Source organism: Streptomyces sp. NPDC006529 (assembly GCF_040611795.1).
Lineage (GTDB): Bacteria > Actinomycetota > Actinomycetes > Streptomycetales > Streptomycetaceae > Streptomyces.
This window is the reverse complement of record NZ_JBEXPB010000007.1, coordinates 140,861-162,878: the sequence shown is the minus strand read 5'-3', so window position 1 is coordinate 162,878 and position 22,018 is coordinate 140,861. Positions and strand designations below refer to the sequence as shown.

Annotated in this window: 20 protein-coding genes and 1 riboswitch; of the genes, 6 read left to right on the top strand and 14 right to left on the bottom strand. The window is 73.5% G+C overall.

The window, feature by feature from the left end:
• Positions 1-8 precede the first annotated feature (8 nt).
• From ABZY31_RS08595 to ABZY31_RS08585, 3 genes are all read right to left on the bottom strand, one after another.
• Positions 9-305 (bottom strand): DUF4193 domain-containing protein, encoded by a 297-nt coding sequence (locus tag ABZY31_RS08595; RefSeq protein ID WP_283449648.1) that lies wholly within the window; start codon positions 303-305, stop codon positions 9-11.
• 383 nt (positions 306-688) lie between these two features.
• A complete protein-coding gene (locus ABZY31_RS08590) occupies positions 689-1,936 on the bottom strand; it encodes a HAMP domain-containing sensor histidine kinase (protein WP_356406216.1) in 1,248 nt (415 codons plus the stop codon).
• Positions 1,937-1,941: 5 nt separating this feature from the next.
• The gene (locus ABZY31_RS08585) at positions 1,942-2,595 is read right to left on the bottom strand and encodes a response regulator transcription factor (protein WP_356406214.1); all 654 of its coding nucleotides are present in this window, start codon (positions 2,593-2,595) and stop codon (positions 1,942-1,944) included.
• A gap of 248 nt (positions 2,596-2,843) precedes the next feature.
• Here ABZY31_RS08585 and ABZY31_RS08580 point away from each other — a divergent pair, with 248 nt between their 5' ends.
• Complete coding sequence (locus ABZY31_RS08580; protein WP_356406212.1) at positions 2,844-3,023, top strand: hypothetical protein; 180 nt, start codon at positions 2,844-2,846, stop codon at positions 3,021-3,023.
• Between the two features lie 110 nt (positions 3,024-3,133).
• Here ABZY31_RS08580 and ABZY31_RS08575 read toward each other — a convergent pair whose 3' ends face one another.
• Both ABZY31_RS08575 and ABZY31_RS08570 read right to left on the bottom strand, forming a co-directional pair.
• On the bottom strand, positions 3,134-3,949 hold the full coding sequence (locus ABZY31_RS08575) for an inositol monophosphatase family protein (RefSeq protein WP_356406210.1): 816 nt from the start codon (positions 3,947-3,949) through the stop codon (positions 3,134-3,136).
• A gap of 10 nt (positions 3,950-3,959) precedes the next feature.
• On the bottom strand, positions 3,960-5,147 hold the full coding sequence (locus ABZY31_RS08570) for a ferrochelatase (RefSeq protein ID WP_356406208.1): 1,188 nt from the start codon (positions 5,145-5,147) through the stop codon (positions 3,960-3,962).
• Between the two features lie 175 nt (positions 5,148-5,322).
• Here ABZY31_RS08570 and ABZY31_RS08565 point away from each other — a divergent pair, with 175 nt between their 5' ends.
• Together ABZY31_RS08565 and ABZY31_RS08560 are read left to right on the top strand one after the other, a co-directional pair.
• Entirely contained in the window at positions 5,323-6,606 is a 1,284-nt protein-coding gene (locus tag ABZY31_RS08565; protein WP_356406206.1) for an MFS transporter, read from the top strand.
• Positions 6,527-7,885, top strand: a complete 1,359-nt coding sequence (locus tag ABZY31_RS08560; RefSeq protein WP_356406204.1) for a D-arabinono-1,4-lactone oxidase — start codon at positions 6,527-6,529, stop codon at positions 7,883-7,885. The genes ABZY31_RS08565 and ABZY31_RS08560 overlap by 80 nt, the downstream gene beginning before the upstream one ends.
• A 30-nt stretch (positions 7,886-7,915) precedes the next feature.
• On the opposite strand, the gene ABZY31_RS08555 is transcribed toward ABZY31_RS08560, so the two are convergent.
• Positions 7,916-8,797: a hypothetical protein gene (locus ABZY31_RS08555; protein ID WP_356406202.1), complete on the bottom strand. Its 882-nt coding sequence runs from the start codon at positions 8,795-8,797 to the stop codon at positions 7,916-7,918.
• Between the two features lie 540 nt (positions 8,798-9,337).
• Between ABZY31_RS08555 and sepH the strand changes: the two genes are divergently transcribed.
• The gene (gene sepH / locus ABZY31_RS08550; protein ID WP_356406201.1) at positions 9,338-10,369 is read left to right on the top strand and encodes a septation protein SepH; all 1,032 of its coding nucleotides are present in this window, start codon (positions 9,338-9,340) and stop codon (positions 10,367-10,369) included.
• 473 nt (positions 10,370-10,842) lie between these two features.
• Here sepH and ABZY31_RS08545 read toward each other — a convergent pair whose 3' ends face one another.
• Positions 10,843-11,727, bottom strand: coding sequence for a sulfurtransferase (locus tag ABZY31_RS08545; RefSeq protein ID WP_356406199.1), 885 nt, complete (start codon positions 11,725-11,727; stop codon positions 10,843-10,845).
• Positions 11,728-11,910: 183 nt separating this feature from the next.
• On the opposite strand from ABZY31_RS08545, the gene ABZY31_RS08540 reads away from it, so the two are divergent.
• Positions 11,911-12,699, top strand: a complete 789-nt coding sequence (locus ABZY31_RS08540; RefSeq protein ID WP_356406197.1) for a VOC family protein — start codon at positions 11,911-11,913, stop codon at positions 12,697-12,699.
• Here the strand turns inward: ABZY31_RS08540 and ABZY31_RS08535 are convergent.
• The 5 genes from ABZY31_RS08535 to ABZY31_RS08515 form a co-directional block, all read right to left on the bottom strand.
• On the bottom strand, positions 12,665-13,537 hold the full coding sequence (locus tag ABZY31_RS08535; RefSeq protein ID WP_356406195.1) for a hypothetical protein: 873 nt from the start codon (positions 13,535-13,537) through the stop codon (positions 12,665-12,667). The two genes, ABZY31_RS08540 and ABZY31_RS08535, sit on opposite strands and share 35 nt — an antisense overlap.
• 57 nt (positions 13,538-13,594) lie before the next feature.
• On the bottom strand, positions 13,595-14,245 hold the full coding sequence (locus ABZY31_RS08530; protein WP_356406194.1) for a thymidine kinase: 651 nt from the start codon (positions 14,243-14,245) through the stop codon (positions 13,595-13,597).
• Between the two features lie 74 nt (positions 14,246-14,319).
• The gene (locus ABZY31_RS08525) at positions 14,320-15,525 is read right to left on the bottom strand and encodes a nucleotide pyrophosphatase/phosphodiesterase family protein (protein ID WP_356406192.1); all 1,206 of its coding nucleotides are present in this window, start codon (positions 15,523-15,525) and stop codon (positions 14,320-14,322) included.
• Positions 15,525-16,124 carry a DUF5998 family protein gene (locus tag ABZY31_RS08520; protein WP_356406190.1) on the bottom strand — a complete coding sequence of 200 codons (600 nt, stop codon included), beginning with the start codon at positions 16,122-16,124 and terminating at the stop codon, positions 15,525-15,527. The genes ABZY31_RS08525 and ABZY31_RS08520 overlap by 1 nt, the downstream gene beginning before the upstream one ends.
• 68 nt (positions 16,125-16,192) lie before the next feature.
• Positions 16,193-19,423: a GNAT family N-acetyltransferase gene (locus tag ABZY31_RS08515; RefSeq protein WP_356406188.1), complete on the bottom strand. Its 3,231-nt coding sequence runs from the start codon at positions 19,421-19,423 to the stop codon at positions 16,193-16,195.
• Positions 19,424-19,645: 222 nt separating this feature from the next.
• Between ABZY31_RS08515 and ABZY31_RS08510 the strand changes: the two genes are divergently transcribed.
• Positions 19,646-19,927, top strand: a complete 282-nt coding sequence (locus ABZY31_RS08510) for an HPr family phosphocarrier protein (protein WP_356406186.1) — start codon at positions 19,646-19,648, stop codon at positions 19,925-19,927.
• A 205-nt stretch (positions 19,928-20,132) separates the two neighbouring features.
• Here ABZY31_RS08510 and ABZY31_RS08505 read toward each other — a convergent pair whose 3' ends face one another.
• Positions 20,133-20,798 carry a GntR family transcriptional regulator gene (locus ABZY31_RS08505; RefSeq protein WP_356406184.1) on the bottom strand — a complete coding sequence of 222 codons (666 nt, stop codon included), beginning with the start codon at positions 20,796-20,798 and terminating at the stop codon, positions 20,133-20,135.
• A gap of 168 nt (positions 20,799-20,966) precedes the next feature.
• Positions 20,967-21,770 carry a M23 family metallopeptidase gene (locus tag ABZY31_RS08500; RefSeq protein ID WP_356406182.1) on the bottom strand — a complete coding sequence of 268 codons (804 nt, stop codon included), beginning with the start codon at positions 21,768-21,770 and terminating at the stop codon, positions 20,967-20,969.
• A gap of 12 nt (positions 21,771-21,782) precedes the next feature.
• A riboswitch (cyclic di-AMP (ydaO/yuaA leader) is annotated at positions 21,783-21,938 on the bottom strand.
• Between the last annotated feature and the right edge of the window lie 80 nt (positions 21,939-22,018).

The window sequence follows — 22,018 nt, the reverse complement described above, 5'->3', positions numbered from 1 at the left end:
CGACGCTCCTAGTCGCAGTCGCGGCAGATCGGCTGGCCGTTCTTCTCTCGGGCCAGCTGGCTGCGGTGGTGGACCAGGAAGCAGTTCGTGCAGGTGAACTCATCGGCCTGCTTGGGCAGGACCCGGACGGCCAGCTCCTCGTTGGAGAGGTCCGCACCGGGGAGCTCCATGCCCTCCGCCGCGTCGAAGTCGTCGACGTCGACGGTCGAGGACGACTTCTCGTTGCGCCGAGCCTTCAGCTCTTCGATGCTGTCGTTGTCGACGTCGTCGTCCGTCTTGCGCGGGGTGTCGTAGTCCGTTGCCATTGTTCGCTCTCCCCCTCTGGGATTTAGCGGTGTCTCAGCGCACGTAACGCGCGAGAGGCCGGACTTGTGCCCGACCTGAGGCGGAGATTTTGCCTCACATCAAGGTCTGTTACTCAATCGACACCCAGCCGCTCGCCGTAAGAAGCGCTCAGCTGGGATGACGACGGGGACCGTACACGGTCCCGGGGTCGCCTTGCACGAGTGCCACCTCGTGTATTTCCCGCCATGGCGGGGGCCGGAAACCCGGACTTCCCGGGCGTTCCGGCCGTCCCGGGGGTCACTGAACGTACATGATCCCCGACCCGGTACTGTGATCGATCACACAGAATCCACTCCCGCGGCCGCTCGCACGTTCAGCCACGAGCGAACGCGGGGTGCATTCGTCACATGGGCAGAGTGACACGCATCACGAGGCCACCGCCCTCCCGCGGCTCTCCATGGATCCGCCCGCCGTGCGCGCGGGCCACCGAGCGCGCGATGGAAAGTCCGAGCCCGACGCCCTTGTCGCTGCCCGTGCGCTCCGTGCGCAGCCGCCGGAACGGCTCGAAGAGGTTGTCGATCTCGTACGCGGGAACCACGGGACCCGTGTTCGATACCACCAGCACCGCCTGGCCGTGCTGCACCTCGGTGGTGACCTCGACCCAGCCGTCCTGCGGCACGTTGTACCGCACGGCGTTCTGCACCAGGTTGAGCGCGATCCGCTCCAGGAGCACGCCGTTGCCCTGGACGAGGGCCGGCGCGCGCTCCCCGCGTATCACCACCCCCTTGGCCGCCGCTTCGTTCCGTGCCTGGTCCAGGGCCCGGGAAGCGACCTCCGCGAGGTCCACCGGCTTGCGCTCGATGATCTGGTTGTCGCTGCGGGCGAGCAGCAGCAGGCCCTCGACGAGCTGCTCGCTGCGCTCGTTGGTGGCCAGCAGCGTCTTGCCGAGCTGCTGCAGCTCCACCGGTGCCCCGGGGTCGGAGAGGTGCACCTCCAGCAGTGTCCGGTTGATGGCCAGCGGGGTCCGCAGCTCGTGCGAGGCGTTGGCGACGAACCGCTGCTGGGCGGTGAACGCCCGCTCCAGCCGGTCGAGCATCTCGTCGAAGGTGTCGGCGAGCTCCTTCAGCTCGTCGTCCGGCCCGTCGAGTTCGATCCGCCGGGTCAGGTCGGAGCCGACCACGCGCCGGGCGGTCCGGGTGATCTTGCCGAGCGGCGACAGCACCCGGCCGGCCATCGCGTAGCCGAAGGCGAACGCGATGATGCTGAGGCCCAGCAGGGCCATCAGCGAGCGGCTGAGCAGGTCGTCGAGCGCGTGCTTGCGCTGGACGTTGACGCACTCGGTGATCACCTGGTTGAAGCGGTCGAGCGACTGCTCGATCGACTGCACGCCCGGACAGGTGCTGCTGGAGACCTGGACCTGCGTCCCGCCCACGATCTTGAACGGGAGCCCGTTGCCCTCCCGCAGGGCCTGGGCGGCCAGCAGGTAGATGATCGACAGCAGCAGGATGCCCGCGATCAGGAACATGCCGCCGTAGAGCAGGGTGAGGCGTATGCGGATCGTCGGCCTGAGCCAAGGGAAAGGACCCTCGGGCTGGCCGGGGTCCCAGGTCGGTTTCGGTGGCGCCGGGGGTGGCGCCGGAGTGGCTGCCATCCGCATCAGATCCGGTATCCGGAGCCCGGCACGGTCACGATCACCGGAGGCTCGCCCAGCTTGCGCCGCAGCGTCATGACGGTCACCCGCACGACGTTGGTGAACGGGTCGGTGTTCTCGTCCCAGGCCTTCTCCAGCAGCTGCTCCGCGGACACCACGGCGCCCTCGCTGCGCATCAGGACCTCCAGCACCGCGAACTCCTTCGGCGCCAGCTGGACCTCCTTGCCGTCGCGGAACACCTCGCGCCGGTTCGGGTCGAGCTTGATGCCGGCCCGCTCCAGGACGGGCGGCAGCGCCACCGTCGTACGCCGTCCCAGCGCGCGCACCCGCGCGGTCAGTTCGGTGAACGCGAACGGCTTGGGCAGGTAGTCGTCGGCGCCCAGCTCCAGGCCCTCGACCCGGTCGCTGACGTCACCGGAGGCGGTCAGCATGAGCACCCGGGTGGGCATGCCCAGCTCGACGATCCTGCGGCAGACGTCGTCGCCGTGCACGAGCGGGAGGTCCCGGTCCAGCACCACCACGTCGTAGTCGTTCACCCCGACGCGCTCCAGGGCGGCCGCGCCGTCGTACACGACGTCCACCGCCATGGCCTCGCGGCGCAGTCCGGTGGCCACCGCATCGGCGAGCAGCTGCTCGTCCTCGACGACGAGTACGCGCACGTCGTTTCCTTCCTCCGAGCCCCGCGGGGCACACGTGTGTTGCGCCGCCCATCCTGCCCCTTTCAGCCGTAAACCGGCTGTAAGGCGCCCCTCGGCGGCTCCCGCGGACGGCGACGGGGGATTTCCCCACCGCGCGAGGTTTCCGCGCCCTGGGGCCCGGGGAGGACGTCAGAACACCCCGATCACCTCCCTGACAGTGGCGTGCCTCGTGCCCGCCGCCACCGACCCACGAAGAGGGGGCGCATCACATGGACGCATTCACCGCGGGTCTCCTGCAGCGCATCAGGAACACGCAGACGGACCTCATGCAGGCCCGCGCAGCGGGCGACGACTTCCTCGCGGACGTCGAGCAGGCGGAGCTGGAAGACCTCCAGCGCCTCGCCGCCGAACACGGCGTGCAGGTGCAGGTCTCCGCCTCCGCCGCCTGACCGACCACCGGCCACCGGCCCGGGGCTCCGCCCCGGCCCCGACCCTCACCCCCGCCCGTCCCGTACGGCCCCGGCGCGCTCCGCGCCGGGGCCGTACGGCGTGTGCGGGGTCAGTCGTGCCACGCCCCCGCCTCTTCGAGCAGCGGTTGCAGCGCCGCGAAGACGGTCGGCGAGCCGGCGACGACCAGTTCCCCGGACGCGGGCCGCCCCGGCCGGCCCCCGGTCAGGGCCCCCGCCTCGCGGGCGATCAGGTCTCCCGCCGCCAGGTCCCAGGGGTTCAGCCCGCGCTCGTAGTAGGCGTCCAGCCGGCCCGCGGCGACGTCGCACAGGTCCAGCGCGGCCGAGCCGCCCCGGCGGATGTCCCGCACCTGCGGAACGATCCGCCGGGCCACCTCGGCCTGGTGCTCGCGCCGCGTGCGGACGTACGCGAAACCGGTCGCCACCAGTGCCTCGTCCAGCGGCGCGGCCGGCCTGCAGCGCAGCCGTACGCCGTCCATCCAGGCCCCGCCGCCGCGCACCGCGTGGCAGGTCTCGCCGCGCATCGGCGCCGCCACCACGCCCGCGACCGTCTCGCCGCGGTACTCGGCGGCGATCGAGACGCCCCAGCTCGGCAGGCCGTAGAGGTAGTTCACGGTCCCGTCCAGCGGGTCGACGACCCAGCGCACACCGCTCGTGCCGGGGGTGTCCGCGCCCTCCTCGCCGAGGATCCCGTCCGCGGGCCGGTGCTCGGCGATGAGTCCGGCGATCAGCTTCTCGGCCGCGATGTCCATCTCGGTCACCACGTCGATCGGGCTGCTCTTAGTCGCCGCCACCGCCAGATCGGCCGGGCGGCCGTCCTTCAGCAGCGCGCCGGCGCGCCGGGCGGCCTCCAGGGCCAGCTCCAGCAGCTCCCGCTCGTCCGGTCGCTCGTCGGGTCGCTCGTTCACGGCAGGCTCCTCACGCGTCCGCGTACGGACTGTCGGCGCCCGCGGCCGCGGGCCGGGGCGCACGCGCCGGGCAGCAGCCCACCGCGCACAGGTCGTGGCTCGGCCCGAGCAGCCCGAGGGCGCAGCGCTCCACCGGCTCGCCGCGTTCGGCCGCCGCGCGCTCCAGCAGCAGTTCCCGCACGGCGGCCGCGAACCGCGGGTCGGCGCCCACGGTCGCCGACCGGGCCACCGGCAGCCCCAGTTCGGCTGCCTTGGCGGTGGCCTCCGTGTCGAGGTCGTACAGGACCTCCATGTGGTCGGAGACGAAGCCGATCGGCACCATCACCGCGGCCGGCGCCCCGGCCGCGTGCAGGGCCTCCAGGTGGTCGCAGACGTCCGGCTCCAGCCAGGGCGTGTGCGGGGCGCCGCTGCGGGACTGGTAGACCAGCTGCCAGGGCCGTTCGACGCCGGTGCGCTCCCGGACCGCGTCCGCGATCACGCGGGCGACGTCCAGGTGCTGCTTGACGTAGGCGCCGCCCTCGCCGTGCTCCGTGTGGTCCTCGACCGGTCCCGAGGCATCGGCCGCGGCGGTCGGGATGGAGTGCGTGGTGAAGGCGAGGTGGGCGCCCGCGCGCGTCTCCTCGGGCAGCGACGCGAGCGCCGCGAGCACCCCGTCGATCATGGGCTCTACGAAGCCGGGGTGGTTGAAGTAGTGCCGCAGCTTGTCCACGCGGGGCCGCTGCAGGCCGTCCGCTTCGACCTTGGCGAGCGCGTCGGCGAGGTTTTCGCGGTACTGCCGGCAGCCGGAGTACGAGGCGTACGCGCTGGTGGCGAGGACGGCGATGCGGCGGCGCCCGTCGGCGGCCATCTCGCGCAGCACGTCGTCCAGGTACGGGGCCCAGTTCCGGTTGCCCCAGTAGACCGGCAGGTCCACCCCGTGCCCGGCGAAGTCCTCGCGCAGCGCGCCCAGCAGCTCGCGGTTCTGGCCGTTGATCGGGCTGACCCCGCCGAAGCCGAAGTAGTGCTTGCCCACTTCCTTCAGCCGCTCGCGCGGGATGCCCCGGCCGCGCGTGACGTTCTCCAGGAAGGGCACCACGTCGTCCGGGCCCTCCGGGCCGCCGAAGGACAGCAGCAGCAGGGCGTCGTAGGGGGCGGCGGGTCCGCCGGCTCCGGTCTCGGGGCCGGCGGGGCGGGCGGCGGCGGAGTGCTGGTCTGACATGCCCCGAATCCTGCCACCCGCGCGCGACGCACGGGAAGCGGCCTCGCCCGGGGCGCGGGGCGTCCGTACGGCGCGGCGCAGGTAAGGTCAGCCTAAGTCGCTTCTCGCTCCCCCTGCGGGCACCGCACCGGCGGTCGTAACCTGTACGGGCCACCGACGTCCTACGGAGGGCACCTTGCCCAGTCCCTACCGCGCGATCTTCGCCGCCCCCGGCAGCAAGGCGTTCAGCGCCGCCGGTCTCATCGGCAGGATGCCGCTGTCGATGGTCGGTGTCGGCATCCTCACGATGATCTCGGAGATCACCGGGCGGTACGGCCTCGCCAGCGCCCTCACCGGCTCCCTCGCCCTCTCCGCCGCAGCGGTCGGCCCCCAGGTCTCCAAGCTGGTGGACCGCTACGGCCAGCGGCGGGTGCTGCGCCCCGCGACCCTCTTCGCCGTCCTCGCCGTGACGGGACTGCTGCTGGCGGCGGCGAACGGCTGGCCGGACTGGACCCTGTTCGTCTTCGCCGTCCTCGCGGGCTGCGTGCCGAGCGTCGGCTCGATGATCCGCGCCCGTTGGACGGCGATCTACCGGGACACCCCGAGCCTGCACACCGCCTACTCCTTCGAGTCCGTCATCGACGAGGTCTGCTTCATCTTCGGCCCGATCATCGCCATCGGGCTGTCCACCACCTGGTTCCCGGAGGCGGGCCCGCTGCTCGCCGCGGTCTGCCTGCTGGTCGGCGTGTGGTGGCTGACGGCGCAGCGCGCCACCGAACCCGCGCCGCATCCGCACGACGAGCACACCGACCGGACCTCCGCCCTGCGCTCCCCCGGACTCCAGGTGCTGATGGGGACCTTCGTCGCCACGGGTGCGATCTTCGGCTCGATCGACGTGGCCACCCTGGCCTTCGCGGACGAGCGCGGCCACAAGCCGCTGGCCAGCGTGATCCTGGCCGTCTGGGCGCTGGGTTCCTGCCTCGCGGGGATCGCCTTCGGCCTGCTCCACCTCAAGGGGAAGCCCGAACGCAGGTGGGTGCTGGGCATTTGTGCGATGGCCGTGAGTATGATCCCCCTCCTACTGGCCGGGAACCTTCCGTTTCTGGCCGTGGCGCTCTTCGTCTCGGGCCTCGCCATCGCTCCCACGATGATCACCACGATGGCCCTGATCGAGGCGCACGTACCGCGCGCGAAGCTGACCGAGGGCATGACCTGGATCAGCACCGGCCTCGCGGTCGGTGTCGCGGTCGGCTCTTCCGTGGCCGGCTGGGTCATCGACGCGTCCGGCGCCCGCAGCGGGTACGTCGTCTCGATCGCGGCGGGGGCCGCCGCGGCGGCGGTGGCGTTCGCGGGTTACCGCCGGCTGACGAGGCCGGCGCAAGGGGAGGAGCCCTCCAACGATGGCGGATACACCGACGGCGCCGACAGCAGGCAAGAGCGGAGCGGGCCGCGGCACGGCACCGACCGCAGCGTGGCGTAACTGGGCGGGCAACGTCCGCGCGACCCCCGCCCGGGTCGTGACCCCGGCCTCGGTCGGCGAGCTCCAGGAGGCGGTCCGCCGGGCCGCCTCGGACGGCCTGCGGGTGAAGGCGGTCGGCAGCGGCCACTCCTTCACCTCGGCCGCCGCCACGGACGGCGTCCTGGTCCGCCCGCAGGCCCTGACCGGGATACGGGAGATCGACCGGGCCGCCGGGACGGTCACGGTGGCGGCGGGCACGGTCCTCAAGGACCTCAACCTGGCCTTGGCCCGGGAGGGCCTCTCGCTCACCAACATGGGCGACATCATGGAGCAGACGGTCTCGGGGGCGACCAGCACCGGTACGCACGGCACCGGCCGCGACTCCGCCTCCCTGTCCGCGCAGATCCGCGGGCTGGAGCTGGTCACGGCCGACGGACGGCTGCTCGTCTGCTCGGAGAAGGAGAATCCGGAGGTCTTCGCGGCCGCCCGGCTCGGCATCGGCGCCCTCGGCATCGTCACCGCGCTCACCTTCGCCGTCGAGCCGCTGTTCTTCCTGACCGCCCGTGAGGAGCCCATGGCCTTCGACCGGGTGACCGCCGAGTTCGACCAGCACGTCGCGGAGAACGAGCACTTCGAGTTCTACTGGTTCCCGCACACCGGCAACTGCAACACCAAGCGCAACAACCGCAGCCAGGGCCCCGCCGCCCCGCCCGGCGCGGTCAGCGCCTGGATCGAGGACGAACTGCTCTCGAACGGGATCTTCCAGGTCGCCAACTCCCTCGGGCGCGCGGTCCCGGCGGCCATCCCCGGCATCGCCCGGATCGCCAGCCGCGCCCTCTCCGCGCGCACCTACACGGACATCCCGTACAAGGTGTACACGACCCCGCGCCGGGTGCGCTTCATCGAGATGGAATACGCCCTTCCGCGCGAGCGGCTCGTCGAGGCGCTGCGGGAGCTGAAGGCGATGGTCGACCGCTCCAGCCTGCGCGTCAGCTTCCCGGTGGAGGTGCGCACGGCCCCGGCGGACGACATCACCCTCTCGACGGCGTCCGGCCGCGACAGCGCGTACATCGCGGTCCACCTTTACAAGGGCACGCCCTACCAGGCGTACTTCACCGCCGCCGAGCAGATCTTCACGGCGCACGGCGGACGCCCGCACTGGGGCAAGGTGCACACGCGGGACGCGGAGTACTTCGCCCGCGCCTACCCCCGCTTCGGCGAGTTCACCGCGCTGCGGGACCGGCTGGACCCGGAGCGGGTGTTCGCGAACGACTACCTGCGGCGGGTGCTGGGCGACTGACCCGGGGTCAGGGGGCCGCCCCGGCCGGCATCAGGAGGGGCTCGGGCCGCCCTGGCCGGCCGGGGGCGTCGGCTTCACCGGGGTCGGCGCCGGTGTCGGCCGCGACGGCGCGGGGGTCGGCGTCGGCCCGGTGGACCGCGAGGGGTCGGGGCTCGGGGTCGGTCCGGTGGAGCGGGAAGGATCCGGGCCGGGGCTCGGGTCCTGCCCGCCGGGGGACCGCGACGGGCTCGTGGAACTCCCGGTTCCGGGACCCTCCTCGCGCGGCCGGTCCCCGGCACCGTGCCGGTCGTCCGCAGTGGGCGCCGGGTCCGGCTTCCTGTCCGCGCTCCCGGAGCCGCCGGTCACCGCGGTGTACAGCGGGCGCTCGCCCACCGACCCGCCGGAGAGGGCCTCGTACCCGGCGATGCCGCCCAGCGCGATGGCGAAGGCGGCGCCCGCGGCGACGGCCGTGCGCTTCCAGCCGCGGACGCGGGTGCCGTGGGTGCTGGCGCGGCCGAACTCCTCGTCCGGCACCGCCGCCGCTCCGGCCGTCGGGAAGGCGGTGGTCGGCGCCGCGAGGGGCGGCACGCCGGTGGTGGCCCCGCCCGCGCCGTTCCCGTGCACGACGGGGACCTGCCGGGCCCGGGGCCTGGCCGTCTCGCGCAGCTGGTCGCCGGTCCGCCGGAAGAAGTGGCCGATGACCGGGCCGCCCGCCGTGGCGACCACGCTGACCACGCCCGCGCCGAGGATCGTCCCGTACACGCCGAGCTTCGAGGCGAGGAGCGCGGCCGCGACGGTGGCCAGCGAGGACCCCGCGACCTGAGCCGCGCTCAGATCCAGCTTCTTCGTCTCCGGCTTCTTCGTCTCCGGCGGTGCCTGCGGTCCACCGGTCGGTTCCCTCGTGTCGATGCCCCGCGTCGTCTTGTGACCCATCCCCATCCTCTGCCGCGCCCGGACCCCGTTCGCTTCGGTGCTTCCAGGAGTTACTGACCCCCGGGCGAAGCGGATAGTTCCATTTCGGGTGATTCTGTGAACCACGCCACGAACCACGACACCCGGTTCCGGCGGGGGTTCGCGCGCGCACGGAAGGGCGGCCTTCCAACTCCCCTGCCGTCGGACAAGTTCGGCGGCGCGCCGGTCCACCCGCGTGGCCCGAATGGAGTACTGTGGCGAGCCCTGGGGCCGTCCTTCCTTTCGGATGTCCGGACTCGGGAGAGGGAGCCGACTGGTGCAGGATCGGCGCTCGAAACCGGCAATGCCGCGGAATCTCACGGATTCCTGATGCGCAGAGTGACTGTCCGGTCACTGTGTGTGGCCAACAGGTAACCGTGCCATAACGGCGATCAAGGGCGCATGCCCGACACGCCGGATGAACTCGGCAAGGTTGTGGCAGGCTGCACCCGGGCAGGCCACACTCGACTAGCGGAAGCAGCGACGCACGTGACGTCGGCAGGCACCACCCGGGAGGTCCCCATGCCCGAACTGCGTGTCGTGGCCGTCTCCAATGACGGCACACGACTGGTGCTCAAAGCTGCGGACAGCACGGAGTACACCCTTCCGATCGATGAGCGGCTGCGGGCAGCCGTGCGCAACGACCGCGCACGCCTGAACCAGATCGAGATCGAGGTGGAGAGCCACCTCCGCCCCCGCGACATCCAGGCCCGGATACGAGCCGGTGCCTCCGCGGAGGAGGTCGCTCAACTCGCGGGCATCCCCGTCGACCGGGTACGCCGCTTCGAGGGCCCCGTCCTCGCGGAGCGCGCGTTCATGGCCGAGCGGGCCCGGAAGACCTCCGTGCGACGTCCCGGCGAGAACACGAACACCGGACCCCAGCTCGGCGAGGCCGTGCAGGAGCGGCTGACGCTGCGCGGGGCCGACAAGGAATCCGTCCAGTGGGACTCCTGGCGCCGTGACGACGGCACGTGGGAGGTCCTCCTGGTCTACCGGGTGGCGGCCGAACCGCACTCCGCGAGCTGGACCTACGATCCCCCGCGCCGCCTGGTCGTGGCCGTGGACGACGAGGCCCGCTCGCTGATCGGCGAGTCGGACGACCTGCCCGCGACGCCGGAGCCGAGCTTCCCGTTCGTGCCGAGGATCGCGCGGCTGCCGCGGGACCGGCCGCTCGACCGCGCCCTCGACCGGCAGTTGGAGCGGCCCGTGCCGCCGCCTCCGCCGGAGCCGGAGGAGGAGCGGGACTCGCTGACCAGCCTGCTGGAGGCGGTGCCGAGCTTCCGGGGCGACCTGGTCGTACCCGAGCGTCCCGCGGTCACCGAGCCCGTGGAGCCGGACGAGCCCGTGGCGGAGCAGCCGCCGGCCGCGTCGGCCGGGGCGGGGGCCGCGTACGCGGATGTCCTGATGCCGCGGACGGTGGCGGGGCACCGGGACCGGCTCACGGGGACGACGGACCGTCAGGCGGAAGCCGATGGCGTCCGTCCCGGCCGCCGGGCCGCCGTCCCGAGCTGGGACGAGATCGTCTTCGGCACGCGCCGCAAAAAACAGGAGTAACCCACCCCGGGGCCCCGGCCCCGGGGCTCCCCCGCCGCCCTCAAACGCCGGGCGGGCTGTCTGCGTCCCCGTGCCGGTCGCCTCCCCTGCCTCCGGCGGGCCCTCAATCGCCGGGCGGGCTGGGATCGTATGTACCGGTCCGCTTCGCGGCCTCCGGCGGGCCCTCAAACGCCGGGCAGGCTGAAGCACGCGCCCACCGGGCCGGCCCAAGACGCGACGCCACGTGCGCAGCCTCGCAACCTGGTGCCGACCGCAGCCAACACCGTCCGCCGCAGGTAGCACAGGCCGCCAGCCACCCTGAGCCGCGCCGGCGTTTGAGGCGCCGCCGGAGGCAACACCAAGCACCGCGGCCCGCACCCGCCGCTTCGCAGCCACATCCAGCCCCGCCGGCGTTTGAGGCGCCGCCGGAGGCAGGGCCGGGGTCGCGCGGCAGCGGTTCGGGGGGCGCCGGAGGGGAAGCGGCCCCGGGGCGGTCAGGCGGGGGACGGGCCCGTGGCCACCGGGCGGGTGGGGTCGGCGGACCAGTGGGACCAGCTGCCCGCGTACAGGGCGGCCCGGATCCCCGCCACCTCCAGCGCCAGCACCTCGTGCGCCCCGGACACCCCCGACCCGCAGTACACGCCCACCGCGGCCCCCTCATCGGCCGCCCCCAGCCCGGCGAAGCGCGCCCGCAGGGCGTCCGCCGGGAGGAAGCGCCCGTCCGGGCCCACGTTCTCCGAGGTCGGCGCCGACAGCGCCCCCGGGATGTGCCCCCCGACGGGGTCGATCGGCTCCACCTCCCCCCGGTACCGCTCCCCCGCCCGGGCGTCCAGCAGCACCCCGGTCCCGGCCAGGACCGCCGCCGCGTCGGCGTCCAGGAGCCCCACCCCGCCCTCCGACCCCGGGTTTGGCTTGAAATCACCCTCGGCCGGAGCCGACGCCGCGGCCGTCACCGCGCCCCCGGCCCCCGTCCACGCGGCCAGCCCCCCGTCCAGCACCCGGACGTCCCCGTGCCCCGTCCAGCGCAGCAGCCACCACGCCCGCGCCGCCGCCCAGCCCTGGCCCCCGTCGTACGCGACGACCGGGCTCCCGGCCGAGACCCCGGCCCGCCGCATGACCGCCCCGAAGGCCTCCGGGTCGGGGAGCGGGTGGCGGCCGCCCGACCCCGGCGGACCTGCGAGTTCATGATCGAGGTCGACGTACACCGCACCGGGCAGGTGACCGGCCTCGTAGGCGGATCGCAGGTCGGGACCGCCCAGCTGCCACCGGACGTCCAGGAGCACCGGCGGGCGGTCCCCCGCCAGCTCGGCCATCAGTTCGGACGCGGACACGATCGCGGACTTCACGGGCTTCACGGGCCCCGCGGGCTTCACAGTCATGCGGGTCATCTTCCTCCTCACCCGGTCGGCCCACGTCACGAGCCGGACAGGAAGGGCCCGTAGTGATTCGGTCATCTCTGTCGCGGCACCCGGAAAAGCGGCCCGGTCGGGGCGCGGGAGCGCCCCCGGGGTGGAAACATCAGCCCCGACACGGGGCGCGTCACGACGGAGGAGAAGGCTGACATGACCGAGGCAGCGGGAGCGACGCGGCGCACTCCCGGCACACCCTGCTGGGTGAGCCTGATGGTGCACGGCCTCGGCAGCACCGAGGACTTCTACGCCGACCTGTTCGGCTGGGAGTACGCTCCGGGGCCCCACCAGCTCGGCCCGTACGTCCGGGCCCTGCTGGACGGGCACGAGGTGGCGGGCATCGGCGAGCTGCCGCCCGACCGTCAGCTGCCGGTGGCCTGGACGACGTACCTCGCCACCGACGACGCCGACGCCACGGCCGAGTCCATCCGCGCCTGCGGGGGCACCGTCGCGGTGGGGCCGCTCGACGCGGGCGCCGCGGGCCGGGTCGCGATCTGCTCGGACCCGGTGGGCGCCACCTTCGGCATCTGGCAGGCCGAGGGCCACATGGGCACCCGGCTGGCCGGGCGCAGCGGCACCCCGGTCTGGAACGAACTGGTCACCCAGGACACCTCCACCGTCGGCAAGTTCTACGAGACGGTCTTCGGGCACGAAGTCGAGTCCGCGGAAGAGCCCGACTTCGACCACCTGACCCTGCGCCTGGAGGGCCGCCCGGTCGCCTCGGTGCACGGCGTCGGCCGGGCGCTGCCGCACGAGCGCGGCGCGCACTGGATGACCTTCTTCGAGGTCGCCGATCCCGACGCGGCGGTACTGCGGGTCGTCGAGCTGGGCGGCCGGGTGCTCGACGCGCCGCACGACGGCGCGCTCGGCCGGCTCGCGCTGGTCGCGGACCCGGAGGGCGCGGTGTTCACCCTCGTCCGGCGGAACCCCGCCGCGCGCTGACCCCCGGCACCGGCCGCCCCAGCGCCGCGCGCAGGGTGATCCCGTACCGCACCCGCAAGCGGCGCAGTTCCCAGGCGGACAGCGCGGTCACCGACAGCGGCGGGCCGAGCAGGAAGAGGATCCGGACCGGGAGCGGGGCGTCGACCGGCGCGTTGTCGAAGACCTGGACGACGGCGAGCGCCCACACCAGCACGGGTGATATCAGGGGCGGCAGCACCTCGTGGACGTCGGCGGTGCGGAAGGCGTGGTGCACGCAGAGCGCCGCCGACGCGAGGGTGAAGGGGATGGAGAAGAGGGCGAGGAACCCGAGGACGGGCGTCAGCAGCATGCCCAGCGGTCCGGCCCCGAACAGCGTGGTGCTCAGGCCCTGTTGGAGCACCCCGCCCCAGAACAGGGCGGCGGTGGCGAGGAGTGCACCCAGCGAGATCAGCGGTCCGCGCAGCCGCCGCCGGTAGAAGGCCGGGCCCGGCGGTCGTGCGGCGCACACGAAGGCGCCGATCAGGAGCGGGGCGAGCACCAGCAACAGGCCCGCGCTCAGGATCAGTTCGACGAGCCGGTCCTCCATCAGGCCCTGGGCCGACTCCTTGACGGGGTAGGAGTAGAGCAGCCAGAGCGTGGCGAACAGCCCGATGAGCGAACGGGCGATCTGCGCGCGCTCGATGGCCGGGTCGACGAGCCGGTCGGGCCGGGTGGGCCGGTGCACCCGCCCGGCGAGGTGGACCGGCAGCAGCAGGAGGCCGACGCATCCGCGCCGCCGTCCGCCGCCGGGCCCGCTCCCGCTCCCGTACCCCTGACCGTTGCCGTAACCATTGCCGTTCCCACTCGTGTACGCGCTCACGCATCGCCCCCCGTGCCGTGATGATCACCGCATCATAGGGCGGGCGCGGGCCCGGTCTCAGCCCGAGGTGACCGGGAGGACGTCCGGCGAGAGGGCGCCCGCGTGGGCGGCGGCCGAGGTCATCCGGCGGCGGTGGTGGCGGCGGCAGAGGACCTCGTAACCGACCTCCTCCGCGGGGCGGTTGACGTCGCCGACGACCACCTGGGCGCCCTCGACGACCATCTCCCCGCCCACCGTGCGGGCGTTGTGCGTGGCGCGGGCGCCGCACCAGCACAGGGCCTCGACCTGGAGCTGCTCGATCCGGTCGGCCAGCTCGATCAGCCGCTGCGAGCCGGGGAAGAGTTTGGTGCGGAAGTCGGTGGTGATGCCGAAGGCGAAGACGTCCAGACCGAGGTCGTCCACGATCCGGGCGAGCTGGTCGATCTGGTCGGGGGTGAGGAACTGGGCCTCGTCGACGATCACGTAGTCCACCCGGCCGCCCTGCGAGAGCTGGGCGACCAGGTAGGCGTACAGGTCCATGTCCTGCGGCGCCTCGACCGCTTCGGTGACCAGGCCGAGGCGCGAGGACAGCTTGCCCTCGCCCGCCCGGTCGTCACGGGTGAAGATCACGCCCTGGAGGCCCCGGGCGTCGCGGTTGTGGGCGATCTGGAGCGCCAGCGTGCTCTTCCCGCAGTCCATGGTTCCGGAGAAAAAGGCCAGCTCGGGCATGGGAAGTACGGGACCTTTCGGGATCGGCGAGGCGGGGTGGGAGGGGCGGGCCGGAAGGGACGGCGGCGGGGCCGCTAGGAGGTGCGCACTTCGAGCAGCGGGACGAGCTGTTCGGCGGCGGTCATCGAACCGTGCATGCCGACGAGCGCGGACTCGTTCGGCTCGGTCCGGGACGCGGTGATCGCGACCTGCGCGTGGGCGGCGGCGACGACGTCCCCGATCCGCCCCCGCACCCGCTCGTCGCAGGCACCGGGAGCGCCGAACCAGCCCAGATCCAGCGCCTCTTCACGGCTCGCGATCCAGAACCGGTCGCCGAGCACCTCGCGCCACACGGTCAGTACGTCGGCCTGCGCCCCCGGGACGGCGTACACGTGCCGGGCCCGGCCCTCGCCACCGAGCAGGGCCACGCCCGCGCCCAGTTCCCAGTCCTCGTCGTAGTCGATCCGCGCGTCCTCGTCGAAGGGGATGTCGACCATCCCGTGGTCGGCGGTGACGTAGAGCGCGGAGCGCGGCGGGAGCTGTTCGGCCAGGCGCTGGACGAGCCGGTCGACGTGCATCAGCTGGCCGCGCCAGGCGTCGGAGTCGACGCCGAAGCGGTGCCCGGCGCCGTCCAGTTCGCTGTAGTACGTATAGACGAGAGAGCGGTCGCCGGCGGCGAGGCGCAGGGCCGCGAGGTCCATCCGGTCCTCGCCGGTGATCCGGCCGTGGAAGCTGCCGCCGCTCAGCGCGATCTTGGTGAGCGGGGTGTGCTGGAAGTCCGGGGAGCTCACCTGCGAGGTGGCGACCCCGGCGGCGTCGGCCAGCTGGAAGACGGTCGGGTAGGGCTGCCAGGTCTTCGGCTGGGTCCACGGCTTCCAGCGCAGCTGGTTCATCAGTTCGCCGCTCGCCGGATTGCGCACGGCGTAGCCGGGCAGGCCGTGCGCGGCGGGGGGCAGTCCGGTGCCGACGGAGGCCAGCGAGGTGGCCGTGGTCGCCGGGAAGCCCGCGGTGATCGGGCGGCCGGTGCCGCCGCGCGAGCTGCCGAGGAGGGAGGTCAGGAAGGGGGCCTCGGCCGGGTGGGCCTTGATCTGCTCCCAGCCGAGGCCGTCGATCAGGAACACGCAGTTCCGGTCGGCCGGGGTCAGCTCGGCGATGCCCGCGGTGAGGCCGGGGACGCCCTGGCCCGCCGCGAGGGTGGGCAGCAGGTCGGCGAGCGAACCGGTGCCGTAGTGCGGAACGGGCGCGCCGGACAGGTCCAGCAGCTCCGGCTCCTGCCAGTCCCGCTGCGCGGAATGCGTCATCAGCGGGCGGCCGGGGTGGTCGTGGCCGCGGTGGCCTCGCTGAGCGCCTGCGCGAAGAGGAGGGTCTGGCGCACGGCCTCGGGGCCGTCGCCCGCCTCGCTGACCCGCAGGCTGAGGTCGTCGGCGGTGGAATTGCCGGTGTAGCCGTGGTCGGAGTCGCAGTTCGGGTCGCCGCAGGCGGCGGGCTCCAGGTCGATCCGGGAGACCGCGCCCCAGCCGATGGTCAGGACGACCTCGCGGGGCAGGGTGCCCGGGGTGTAGGACTCCGGGTTGGCGACGACGCGGCTGAGCACCACGGAGGAGATGCCGGCGACCTTGACGGACTCGGTCGAGGTCGTCGCGTACGGGGACGGGGACCCGGCGTCGGCGGCCTGCTCGTCGGTGTGGCTCACGATGAAGCGGTTGCCGGTGAGGACGAGGACGGTGACGTGCCGGCGGACCTCGTTCGAGTCGAAGGTGGTCTCCTGGTGGACCAGGTACGACGAGATCGGCTCGCCGCCCACGGCGGCCTCCACCGCCTCGGCCACGAGGGCCGGGTAGTAGCCGCTGCGCTCGATCGCCGCGCGCAGCCCCTGGGTCGTCGTACCGGATTTCGCCATGAGGTCCATCCTAAGGCCCGTACGGGGCGCCTCGGCCTGCCCGGCGGGGTCCACTGGCCGAGGGGCGCCTAGTAACTGGGGAGGGTGCGCGGCCCGAGGTCCGTGCGGGCGGGGGGACGGGCGATGCGGAGGGTGGCGCTGAGCACCGAGAGGCCCTCGGTGGCGACCACGACCGGTTCCAGGGAGACGGCGACCACCTCGGGATGGTCGTCGACCAGCCGGGACAACCGCAGCAGCAGTTCTTCCAGGGCCGGTGTGTCCACGGGGTCGCTGCCGCGCCAGCCGAAGAGGAGCGGGGCGGTCCGGATGGACCGGATCAGTTCGGCGGCGTCCCGGTCGGTCGCGGGGACCAGCCGGTGGGCGGTGTCGCCGAGGAGTTCGGAGGCGACCCCGGCGAGGCCGAAGGAGAGCACGGCGCCCGCGCCGGGGTCGACCAGGGCCCGCACGACCGTGTCCACCCCGCGCGGGGCCATGGCCTGGACGACCGGCAGCAGCTCGGCGGGGGTGCCGAGGGAGTCGGTCAGCTCGTCGTAGGACCGGCGCAGCTCCGCTTCGGTGGTCAGGTCCAGGCGTACGCCGCCCAGGTCCGCGCGGTGGCGCAGGTGCGGGGCGGTGGTCTTGAGCACGACCGGGTAGCCGAGCGCGGCGGCGGCCCTTGCGGCCGCGTCGGGGGTGGGTGCGGGCAGGGTGGGGCGCACGTGGATCCCGTAGCGGGCGAGCAGGTCGCGGGTCGCGTCGTCGGGGAGGGTCAGGGGGCCGTCGCTCGCCGCGAGGTGGGTGGCCAGGCGGGCCGCCGTGCCGGGCTCGTCGATGTCGTCGAACTCGGGTACGCGACCGGGGTCGGCCGTGTCCCGTCGCCAGTGGGCGTAGCGGACCGCCTCGGCCAGCGCCCGCACGGCCCGCTCGGCCGCGGGATACGCAGGCACCCTCCCCCGCCCCCGGTCCCCGGCCGGCCCTTGGCCCCCGGCGCCCCCGTGCCCGGCCGATCCCGGGTCCCCGGCGCCTCCGCGCCCGGCCGACCCCGAGTCCCCGGCTCCCCCGCGCCCTGCGGGCCACCCGGTGCCGGTTGACGTGGCCGACGGGTGCGACGCCGAGTGCGAGCCGTATCCACCGTCCGCAGCCTCCGGCGGGCCCTCAAACGCCGGGCGGGCTGGAATTGCCCCGCCACCGGCGTTCCAAGCGGACGGCGCGGCCCCGCCGGCCTCCGAAGCGGACAGCTCAGACGCGCCACCTCCAGCCCCGCCGGCGTTTGAGGCGGACGGGTCAGCCCCGCCATCCCCAGCCCCGCCGGCGTGTGAGGCGGAGGGCTCAGCCACAGCCGGGCCCGCGGCGGAAGGAACGGCACCAGTGGCCGAGTGCGGGCCGGATCCGGCCCCTGCAGCCTCCGGCGGGCCCTCAAACGCCGGGCGGGCTGGAATTGCCCCGCCGGCGTGTGAGGCGGCGGGGGTGGCCGCGGCGCGGGTGGTGGCTTCGGAGAGGGCTTCGGCCAGGGCGCCGAGCTCCACGTGCACGACCGCCACCGGCTTCCCCGGCACCGCCGCCACCGCCTCCCGGATGGCCGCCGCGAGCCCCTCCGTCAGGTCCTGGCGCCCCACGGCCGGGATCGCGGTGACGATCACCGCGTCGTTCGCGTCGGCGGCCAGCGCCGTCACCAGCGCGGCCCGGAAGTCCTCCGGGGTCGCCTCCGTCGTCAGGTCCAGCTGGGGCCAGGGCCGCAGCCCCTCGGTCAGGCAGGCGTCGTACGTGAGGACGCCCAGCGACTCGGAGTTCCCGAGGATCGCCACCCGCGGCCCGCCCGGCAGCGGCTGCGACCCGAGCAGCAGCCCGACGTCCACCAGCTCGGTCACCGTGTCCACCCGGATCACCCCGGCCTGGCGCAGCAGCGCCGAGACGGTGGCGTCGGGCAGCCGGGTGCCGGGGACCGCGTGCCCGGCCGGGGTGACGCCGCTGTGGCGGCCCCCCTTGGCCACGACCACCGGCTTCACGGCCGCCGTGCGCCGCGCGATGCGGGTGAACTTGCGCGGGTTGCCGAGGGTCTCCAGGTACAGCAGGCCGACGTCGGTGGCCGGGTCGTCGTACCAGTACTGCAGGATGTCGTTGCCCGAGACGTCCGCCCGGTTGCCCGCCGAGACGAAGGACGACAGGCTCTCGCCGCGCCGCAGCAGTCCCGCGAGCAGGGCGATGCCGATGGCCCCGGACTGGGTGAACAGGCCGATCCGCCCGGGCTCCGGGGTCGGCGCGGGCGCCAGCGAGGCGTTGAGCCGGACCCCGGGCGCGGTGTTGATCACGCCGAAGGCGTTGGGGCCGACGATGCGCATGCCGTACGTACGCGCCTGGCGCACCAGTTCTCGCTGGCGTTCGAGCCCGGTCGGCCCGCTCTCGCCGTAGCCCGCGGACAGCACCACCAGGCCCTGGACCCCGTGCTTCCCGCAGTCCGCGACCACCTCGGGGACCCGCTCGGCGGGGACCGCCACCACGGCGAGGTCGACCGGTTCGCCGATGCCGCCGAGCGTGCGGTACGCCCGTACGCCGAGCAGGGTCTCGGAGGTCACGGCGTGGTTGACCGCGTGGAGCGCGCCCTCGAAGCCGCTGTCGCGGAGGTTGCGCAGGGCGGCGGCGCCCACGCCGGTGCCGCTGCGGCTGGCGCCGATCACGGCGACCGAGCGGGGGGCGAGCAGCCGCTGGACGGAGCGGGCCTCGGCGCGCTGTTCGCGGGCCCGCTGGACGGCCAGGGATTCGGCGGTGGGTTCGAGGTCGAGGTCGAGGTGGACCGAGCCGTCCTCGAAGGTGCGCTTCTGCTGGTAGCCGACCTCTTTGAAGACCTTGATCATCTTGACGTTGGCGGGCAGGACCTCGGCCGCGAAGCGGCGGATCCCGCGCTCGCGCGCGACCGCGCCGATGTGTTCGAGGAGGGCGGAGGCGACCCCGCGGCCCTGGTGGGCGTCCTGGACGAGGAAGGCGACCTCGGCCTCGTCGGCCGCTCCGGAGGCGGGGCGCCCGTCGGGGCCGATGCGGTCGTAGCGGACGGTCGCGATGAACTCGCCGCCGACGGTGGCCGCGAGGCCGACCCGGTCCACGTAGTCGTGGTGGGTGAAGCGGTGCACGTCCTTGGCGGACAGCCGGGGGTAGGGGGCGAAGAACCGGTAGTACTTCGACTCGTCCGAGACCTGTTCGTAGAAGCTGACCAGGCGCTCCGCGTCCTCGGGCGTGATGGGGCGGATCCGGGCGGTGCCGCCGTCGCGCAGCACGACGTCCGCTTCCCAGTGGGCCGGGTACGAGGGGTCCGACGCGGTGGTCATGGAGCCACCCTAGAGCCTGGTTTGGGCGGACGGAGGGCGGGCGCCGGGCGGGGGCGCACCCGCGGGGCCGCGTGCGCGCGGCGCAGTAGCCGAGCCGGGGCAAACCAGTGCAAGCTGTGGAGGGTCGAACGGCAGGTGAACGGGGGCCGAAGGTCGGCCGGAGCACTCGGAGTGCCGTGAGAGACTGGTCTAGACAACCGTAAGAACCTGAAGGGCATCACCATGGCAGAGCGCCGCGTCAACGTCGGCTGGGCCGAGGGCCTGCACGCTCGTCCCGCCTCGATCTTCGTCCGGGCGACCACCGCTTCCGGCGTCCCGGTGACCATCTCCAAGGCCGACGGCAACCCGGTCAACGCCGCGTCCATGCTCGCGGTCCTGGGCCTGGGCGCCCAGGGCGGCGAGGAGATCGTCCTCGCGTCCGACGCCGAGGGCGCGGACGCCGCGCTGGACCGTCTGGCGAAGCTGGTCGCCGAGGGTCTCGAAGAGCTTCCCGAGACCGTCTGACCCCCGGCCGACCCCCCGGGTCCGGCCCACGCACCACCCACGGCGGAGCCGTGGCCCCGCACCCGGGGCCACGGCTCCGCCGCATTTCCCGGGAACGCCCGAAGCCGCGTAACACCCCCGGACCTTTTCGTTTATCCGGAACGCACCCACGCGGCCGGAAAAACAATTCCCGCCCGGTAAATCAATCCTTTGTATCGGGACCGTGTTAAAGCCCGCCGCTCGCCATGTTTACGGCAGGTTGCGAAGTCCTCACGCGCAGCCGGTGCGCTCCGGCCGCGCGGTCGGCGTGGGCCGCGGTCAGCGCCCGCGCCCGCTCCGCGTCGCCGCGCGCCACCGCGTCCACGATCGCGCCGTGCTCCGCCCAGGACTCCACGGGCCGCACCGGAGCGTCCACGGCGTACATCCAGGCAACCTTGTGGCGCATCTGCGTGAGCAGCGCGATCAGGCCGGGGCTGTCCGAGGCCTGCACGAGCGTCTCGTGGAACCAGCCGCCCAGGGATCGCAGATCCTCCCCCTGCCCCCTCCTGGCCCGCTCCTGGCCCAGCCGTACCAGCCCCCGCAGCACCTTCAGGTGCGCCTCGCTGCGCCGGCGGGCGGCCCGGGCCGCCGCGAGGGGCTCCAGCAGCATCCGGACCTCCAGGAGGTCGGCCGCCTCCTGCTCGGTCGGCTCGGCGACGCAGGCGCCCGCGTGCCGGCGGGTGGTGACGAAGCCCTCGGACTCCAGGGTGCGCAGTGCCTCCCGGACGGGGACGCGGGAGACTCCGTAGCGCCGGGCGAGCAGCTCCTCGGTGAGGCGGGAGCCCGGGCCGAAGACCCCGGAGACGATGTCGTCGCGGATCGCCGTACAAACCGCGTGCGCGGGAATTCGCAAGACCGGACCTCCGCTGAATACCGTTGCCGCCGAATCCATTACCGCGACTCTATGGCAACGCGCGCTCTTTTCCGAGGACGGTTTTCGGAAATGGGCACAAAGGCACGCACGACACGAAGGCCCCGGCTCGATGAGCCGGGGCCTTCGGTCAGCGCGTGCGCGGGCGGGTCAGATCTCGACGCCCTTGGACCGCAGGTAGGCCAGCGGGTTGATGTCCGAGCCGTAGGACGGGCCGGTACGGGCCTCGAAGTGCAGGTGCGCGCCGAAGCTGTTGCCGGTGTTGCCCGACAGCCCGATCTGCTGGCCCGCGGTGACCTGCTCGCCGGCGGAGACGCTCAGCCGCGAGAGGTGGCCGTACTGGGTGTACGTACCGTCGTTGTGCTTGATGACGATGTTGTTGCCGTACGCACCGCCGTCGCCAGCCTCGACGACGACGCCCGCGCCCACGGCGTGGACGACGGTGCCCTCGGCGGCGTGGAAGTCGACGCCGGTGTGGCTGCCGGAGGACCAGGCGCTGCCGCCGGCGCCGTACTGGGTGCTGACGTAGGAGCCGGTGACCGGCAGCACGAAGGCGTTGAGGCGCTTGCGCTCCTCTTCGCGGTCCGCGCGCTCCTTGGCCTCGCGCTCGGCCTTGGCCTTCGCCTCGGCCATGCGGCGGGCCTCGGCGGCCTTCGTCTTCGCCTCGGCCTCGGCCTGCGCCTTGAGGGCGGCGGCGTCGGCGGCGTTGCGCTGCGCGTCGGCCTGGGCCTCCAGGTCGCCGGCGAGGGTGTCCGCGACGACGACGGCGTTCATGCCGTCACCCTGGGGGGCGGTGGAGTGGTGGTTGTCCGCGGCGAAGGCCGGGGCTGCGAGGCTGGCCGCGACGCCGGTGGCGGCGAGGGCGGCTATGCCGGCGACACCTGCGGTCTTCCGGCTCAGACGGCTGGAACCACGGTGCTTGCCGGAAGAGGCACGACTGCTGCCGAACGCCATGAAGGGGCTGATCCTTTCCTTCCCTCTCGCCTACCGGGTTAGCTGACGGGTTCGGAGCAGGAAGGTCTCCTACGGGCCCCCTCTTGCGAGATGGCCCGATTCACCCCAGGGACGTGGGTCCCCGGCTCCCCAGGCTCGCGCCTGACGGGGACTCGGCGATCGCTGCCCGGTGCCGCGAGTGCGGCGTTCACAACTGACGGACAGCACGCCCGACGCTAGGCGGATCTTCGGGTAATCACCAAACACAC

Coding starts and splice junctions, on each gene's coding strand:
- ABZY31_RS08525 (WP_356406192.1), bottom strand. CDS start 15,525: ATGACGCATTCCGCGCAGCGGGACTGGCAGGAGCCGGAGCTGCTGGAC.
- ABZY31_RS08515 (WP_356406188.1), bottom strand. CDS start 19,423: ATGACCACCGCGTCGGACCCCTCGTACCCGGCCCACTGGGAAGCGGAC.
- ABZY31_RS08570 (WP_356406208.1), bottom strand. CDS start 5,147: ATGTCAGACCAGCACTCCGCCGCCGCCCGCCCCGCCGGCCCCGAGACC.
- ABZY31_RS08595 (WP_283449648.1), bottom strand. CDS start 305: ATGGCAACGGACTACGACACCCCGCGCAAGACGGACGACGACGTCGAC.
- ABZY31_RS08560 (WP_356406204.1), top strand. CDS start 6,527: ATGGCGGATACACCGACGGCGCCGACAGCAGGCAAGAGCGGAGCGGGC.
- ABZY31_RS08540 (WP_356406197.1), top strand. CDS start 11,911: ATGACCGAGGCAGCGGGAGCGACGCGGCGCACTCCCGGCACACCCTGC.
- ABZY31_RS08590 (WP_356406216.1), bottom strand. CDS start 1,936: ATGGCAGCCACTCCGGCGCCACCCCCGGCGCCACCGAAACCGACCTGG.
- ABZY31_RS08545 (WP_356406199.1), bottom strand. CDS start 11,727: ATGACTGTGAAGCCCGCGGGGCCCGTGAAGCCCGTGAAGTCCGCGATC.
- ABZY31_RS08580 (WP_356406212.1), top strand. CDS start 2,844: ATGGACGCATTCACCGCGGGTCTCCTGCAGCGCATCAGGAACACGCAG.
- ABZY31_RS08500 (WP_356406182.1), bottom strand. CDS start 21,770: ATGGCGTTCGGCAGCAGTCGTGCCTCTTCCGGCAAGCACCGTGGTTCC.
- ABZY31_RS08530 (WP_356406194.1), bottom strand. CDS start 14,245: ATGCCCGAGCTGGCCTTTTTCTCCGGAACCATGGACTGCGGGAAGAGC.
- ABZY31_RS08520 (WP_356406190.1), bottom strand. CDS start 16,124: ATGGCGAAATCCGGTACGACGACCCAGGGGCTGCGCGCGGCGATCGAG.
- sepH (WP_356406201.1), top strand. CDS start 9,338: ATGCCCGAACTGCGTGTCGTGGCCGTCTCCAATGACGGCACACGACTG.
- ABZY31_RS08555 (WP_356406202.1), bottom strand. CDS start 8,797: ATGGGTCACAAGACGACGCGGGGCATCGACACGAGGGAACCGACCGGT.
- ABZY31_RS08510 (WP_356406186.1), top strand. CDS start 19,646: ATGGCAGAGCGCCGCGTCAACGTCGGCTGGGCCGAGGGCCTGCACGCT.